This is a genomic window from Zarconia navalis LEGE 11467 (genome assembly GCF_015207075.1).
Lineage (GTDB): Bacteria > Cyanobacteriota > Cyanobacteriia > Cyanobacteriales > Geitlerinemataceae > Zarconia > Zarconia navalis.
The window spans coordinates 1-5,352 of sequence record NZ_JADEXN010000401.1 but is presented as its reverse complement, the minus strand read 5'-3'; the positions used below and the strand labels follow the sequence as shown (position 1 = coordinate 5,352).

At 50.7% G+C, this 5,352-nt stretch carries 4 protein-coding genes, 1 tRNA gene and 1 pseudogene; 2 read left to right on the top strand and 4 right to left on the bottom strand.

Features of this window, described 5'->3' with window-relative positions; all coding sequences use genetic code 11:
• Window positions 1-683, bottom strand: a pseudogene (locus IQ235_RS17995) (radical SAM protein); the annotation flags it as partial.
• Between the two features lie 340 nt (window positions 684-1,023).
• Entirely contained in the window at window positions 1,024-2,502 is a 1,479-nt protein-coding gene (locus tag IQ235_RS17990; RefSeq protein WP_264322792.1) for a PP2C family protein-serine/threonine phosphatase, read from the bottom strand.
• Between the two features lie 124 nt (window positions 2,503-2,626).
• Here IQ235_RS17990 and IQ235_RS17985 point away from each other — a divergent pair.
• Window positions 2,627-2,699: transfer RNA gene (locus IQ235_RS17985), tRNA-His, on the top strand.
• A gap of 80 nt (window positions 2,700-2,779) precedes the next feature.
• On the opposite strand, the gene IQ235_RS17980 is transcribed toward IQ235_RS17985, so the two are convergent.
• Window positions 2,780-3,094 carry a hypothetical protein gene (locus IQ235_RS17980; RefSeq protein WP_264322791.1) on the bottom strand — a complete coding sequence of 105 codons (315 nt, stop codon included), beginning with the start codon at window positions 3,092-3,094 and terminating at the stop codon, window positions 2,780-2,782.
• Between the two features lie 19 nt (window positions 3,095-3,113).
• The gene (locus IQ235_RS17975; RefSeq protein WP_264322790.1) at window positions 3,114-4,286 is read right to left on the bottom strand and encodes a pyridoxal phosphate-dependent aminotransferase; all 1,173 of its coding nucleotides are present in this window, start codon (window positions 4,284-4,286) and stop codon (window positions 3,114-3,116) included.
• 436 nt (window positions 4,287-4,722) lie between these two features.
• Between IQ235_RS17975 and IQ235_RS17970 the strand changes: the two genes are divergently transcribed.
• On the top strand, window positions 4,723-5,352 hold a 630-nt coding region (locus IQ235_RS17970), incomplete at its 3' end, for a DUF3352 domain-containing protein (RefSeq protein WP_264322789.1).

The following is a 5,352-nucleotide window of genomic DNA, read 5'->3' as shown; positions in this document are numbered from 1 at the left end:
ACCAGATAAACATCCGGCCAAGCGGCTTTTCGGGTTACCACTGTGGAAGCCGAGAGGGTGTTTCCCCGATAGGTTTGTTTGGCAACGCGATCGGGAATTTCCGAGTCGATGGGTGTAATCGATGCGATCGCCTCGGTGGGACTGTGATAGGTCACTTCGTATAAACTCGGAACGTATACCCCTGGAACCCGCGCCAGTTGTCGCAGTTGATGCGATCGGCTTTTTCCGCGCGCTTCTTTATATGCCTCGATGAAATCCCCCAGTAAATTCTCCCCATCACCTAGCAAAATAACATCGAAAAAATCTGCAAAGGGTTCTGGGTTCGCCGTCAACACCGGCCCGCCTCCAAAAACGATCGGGTGTGCCTCATCCCGGAGATTGCTGCGAGTCGGCAGGTTCAGTCGTTCGAGTAACGCTAGCAAATTACCGTAGTCCAGTTCCCAAGACAGAGAAAATCCCAGTAATTCCGGCTGGGGGGGAAGTGGTTCGCACATATCGGTAAATAAGCGGCGCACGTCCACATCCGATCGCAAAGCCAAAGTCGCCCAGACGACCTGATAGCCGAGGCTGGTAATGCCGATACCATACTCGTTGGGAAAAGCAAAAATTGTGGGAATGGCATCAATATCGGGGGATGTGGGAGTGAAAAGCAAGCGTTCGGCGTGGAAAAGATTGGCACTCATTGAATGGGTTAATTGTGAATGGCACAGATGGAGAAAATGCTAAGGAGTCGCGCAAATGAAAATTGTAAATGGAGGGAGAAAGGACTTTTAAAGTAATGACTCAATCTAAAATTTAGATAGTAAAATTTAGAGATTTGAGCTTAGCGCGCCAGGTCGAGCAGTGTTATCGATTGGGTTAGAAAATACCGCGTGATACAGAGCTACAGAGCTACCGATTTAATCGACCAAAGCGGTGAAAGCTTTGAAATCTCGCGTATTTGAGTCGAAGGAGAATACTCAATACGAGCGTGTATCGATCGGTCAACGAGCCGATATTAACCTGAATGCTTTTCCCTGGCAATTAGTCCTTACCGTCTCCTGCTGCCAGGCTTTCGCCATCCAATTTTCTCCGAATCGATAACATTGTAATATCATCAAACTGAGGTGCATCATCGATGTAACGAAAGAGGTGAGCTTTGATGCGATCGAGTAAGTCTGATGCAGAATCGAACGGGACATCGAGCAAAGATAACAAACGCTGGCGATTAAATAACTCTCCTTCCATATTTTTCGCCTCTGTGACTCCATCGGTATAGCCCAGGAGTAGATCTCCCGGTTCGAGGATAACGAGGTCGCTTTCAAAGGTGGCATCTGGGATTACGCCAACAGCCGGTCCCGTGGGAGCAAGTTGTTTTTTTTCTCCCGTATGAGTGACGATCGTCAGGGGTTCGTGTCCGCCGTTGACGTAACAAAGCAGCCCGGTTTTCGGATCGAGAATCCCAAAGAAAAGAGTCGCAAACATACTCAATTGCCAGTGGTTTTGAGCAATATAGTTATTTGTCATCTTCACTGCTTGTAGGGCTTTACATTGATGCTTTGAAGGAAGTTCGGATGCTTGTTGAAATTGACGAGTGGCATTTTCTTCTTCCCCCGATTCGATGGATAAGCCCTGAAGTTGAGTTTGTCCGGAAAAAACGCGAATCAAGCTGCGAAATAATGCCATGAATAGCGCCGCACCCACCCCTTTATCACAAATATCGGCGATCGCAAAACCGATCGCATCATCTAAAGGAAAAACATCGTAAAAGTCACCGGCCACCTGCTTAGCTGGGTGAAAGCAAGCTGCTATTTCCCAATTGGGCGGTTGAGGAATTTGTCCGGGTAAAAAATCGATTTGAATCTGCCGACCTTTTTCGAGTTCCCGATCGAGGGCTTTAGAATAGACATCGAGTTGGTTGTAAAGATCGGCATTATCGAGCACTAGCGCAATGCGATCGGCTGTTGCCTGCATCAAGATCGCCGCTTCCTGGCTGAAGCGATCGGGTTGGGAGTGCAACAGCGTCAGAATCCCCAGCAACTGCCCCCCCCGGAGAATGGGAACCGTGAGTGCCGATCGAGCGCGATAGGGGCCATCGGGCAAATCCAACCAGCGATCGTCGGTTTTTGTATCCTTCACCAGTCCCAGTTGGCGATGCTGGCTCACCCAACCGGCCAATCCTTTTTCGAGAACTTTGCCAATGAGAGTTTTACGATCGCGATCGCTGAGGATACCCCGCTGGCGATCGAGAATTCCATCGGTGACTCGACCCATCCCATCGAGTAAAAATAGGCTTCCCCGTTCCGATTTCGTCAAATCGGCAGCTAAATCTAAAGTTTTCTGTAATGCAGCTTTGAGAACTCCTCCGTCGTGAGTAGACGATCGTGCCATTGCCACCAATCCCTCTAGGAGATCTCGCTGAGCAATGAATGCCGCCTTCTCCTGCCGCAGCCACGTCACCTCGTGGCGCAATCGCTTTAGCTCCTCCAGTGGCGATTCCGTCGCCCGATCTGATTCATCCATATTTTATCCCCGTGGCGATCGCTAACATCTATTGTTAGCACCTACCCGGCGATCGCGATCGAATATCCGTTTAGAAGATCGTTAAGTTTCGCAGTCCGTGCTACGATATAATGACGTTCTAATGGCGGGCGTAGCCAAGTGGTTAAGGCAGTGGATTGTGGTTCCACCATTCGCGGGTTCAACTCCCGTCGTTCGCCCTTTATACAGCAACAGTTTGGGCGATTCCGTGTTAGTACGAGACAATCGCGTCCATTAAAATTAGGCAAGATAGCTCCCCTCATTTGTGCCCTCGCCCCCAATTCTGGCGAGCAAAGCGATCGGCCTTGAAACTGACATTGAATTGCGACTCTTCAAGCCGTAATGCTGGGGTATAAAGCCCGTTTGACAGAGTTTTGCGACTGCTGTGCGTGTGGCGAGAGACGTTAAAGAATCGAGAGATCGTGATGCTTGAAGTGTCAAAACCCAGTGAACTCAGCACCGTTGGATAAAAAGTTCGGGGATCGTATTTCGGTACGGTCCAGACTCTCCCCATGAAGTAAGAGCTTTCGTTGCCCGATTCACGAGGAGGGTCAATATTGACGACGATCGTCATTCGCCACATTCGAGAGAGATTACCCGATCGAGCCAACGAACTTCTCTAGACGTTCGATACCCTTTTCGATCGAAGCCATATCTGTCGCGTAGGAGAGGCGGATGCAATCGTCCGTCCCGAAGGCAATACCGGGAATCGCAGCAACGTGATGCTCGTCTAGAAGAGCATTGCAAAATTCCATAGACTTCATCCCGGTATCGGCAATATTGATGTACAGATAAAACGCCCCGTCGGGTTTGGGGGCACTCAGTCCTGGAATGGCATTGATGCGCTCGAACATGACATGGCGGCGTTTATCGAAGGCTTGACGCATTTGCTCGACGCAAGGGGCCGATTCGGGCGATTCGAGAGCGGCGATCGCGCCGTATTGAGCGAAGGTACAGACATGAGAGGTCGCATGACTCTGAATCTTAATCGTCGCTTTGATGACATCCGCCGGACCTGCCAAATAGCCCAATCGCCAACCCGTCATCGAATAGGCTTTCGCAAATCCTCCACTGACCAGGGTGCGATCGAACGCTTCGGGATTCACCGCACCGATACTCAGATGTTGCGCCCCGTCGTAGAGCAGTTTTTCGTAAATCTCGTCGGATACCACCCAAATATCGGCATCGACTACGACTTCAGCCAGGGCACGAATTTCCTCGGGCGTGTAGACGATTCCCGTGGGGTTAGACGGGGAGTTGAGGACGAACAGCTTGGTTTTGGGAGTAATCGCTTCGCGCAACTGTGGCGGCGTAATTTTGTAGCGAGTATCTGCTGTCGTCGGCACGATAACCGACGTTCCTCCCGCCACCGTCACCATTTCTGGATAACTCACCCAGTAGGGAGATGGAATAATCACTTCATCTCCCGGTTCGATCGCCGCGAGCATTAGGTTGAATAGCGACTGTTTGCCCCCATTGGTGACGATAATATTTTCCGCCGTGTAGTCCAATCCATTGTCGGTTTTGAGCTTGCGGGCGATTGCTTCTCGCAATGCTGGTTCTCCGGCAGCCGCACCGTAGCGGGTTTTGCCTTCATCCAAGGCTTTTTGGGCGGCAGCAACGATATGAGCGGGAGTGGCAAAGTCCGGTTCTCCGGCACTAAAACTACACACGTCAATCCCTTGAGCCTTCATGGCTTTGGCTTTAGCGGCGATCTCTAAAGTTAGGGAGGGCGAAACTTGCCCCACTCGTGCTGCCAGCTTCATGATTTATTATTGGGGATGAGTTACCAGTGAAATTTTAGCTGACCGACCGACCCCCGACCAAGGAACCTAACAGGTGTATATTTTTTTAGATTTCGGTTTTGGGGAAGCCGGGGAAGCAAGGAAGGCACACACCTTAAAATCTCATCGATATGTAACAAGCGATCGGGTACAGATTGTGAAAAGTATTTCTTTTCCTGACAGATCCAGAAACCGGGCTGTTTGATTCCCATAAAGGATCCAGAAAGGCAAGCACGATCGAGCACAAAAGGAGACGAGGGGCGATGGCGACATTGCGCGCAGCTCAATTTTACGAATTTTACATCCCCATCAACCCCCAAGCGATTGTGGGAAAATAGTTGAGCGGGCGATCGATACCGATCGAAAATCGAATCGCACGGAAGAAATGCACATATTTAACCGATGGGAGATCTAAGAATTGCTCTATCGATCTGTTTTCTCATGGCTTTGGATATTGACCGTTGTCCCCGGTGGGGCCGTTGCCCAACCCCTTGAAGAATCCGAACCTCTGCCGCCAATTGTCCCAAGGATTGCCGAAGTCTTACCCGCCAACCTCCCCGGTGCGCTTTTAGTGGATACGACCGAGACCTGGAGTGACCTCGAATCCTTCAATCCCCTACCCTTCGAGATTTCCGGCCCTGGAGGCATTCCTTTCTTGCCGATGGAAACTGACTTTAACACCGACATTCGACCGTGGGTGGGGAAATGGGCGGCAACGGTACTCCTCCCCGCCCGAGATCCTTACGGTCTCGATCGAAGCAGTATCGATGCTAGCGTTTTGACGCTCGTCTCTGTCAACGATACCGCCCGGATGAATGCCTATCTCGAGACCGTGGCAACCTTGCGAGGGACTCCTCCTATCGAGCGGGATTTTCAGGGAACCAAAATTTGGGAATGGGAAGCAGATGAATCTCCCGAATTAGAATTCCCCCCAGAACTGAGTCCCGAATCCGAAGCACCTGGAGATTTGGGAATGAAGGGGGCGATCGTTCAACTTAAAAAAGCCTTACCCAGTTCTGTCGGTGAATGGTTCGATCGCCTCGCTCAA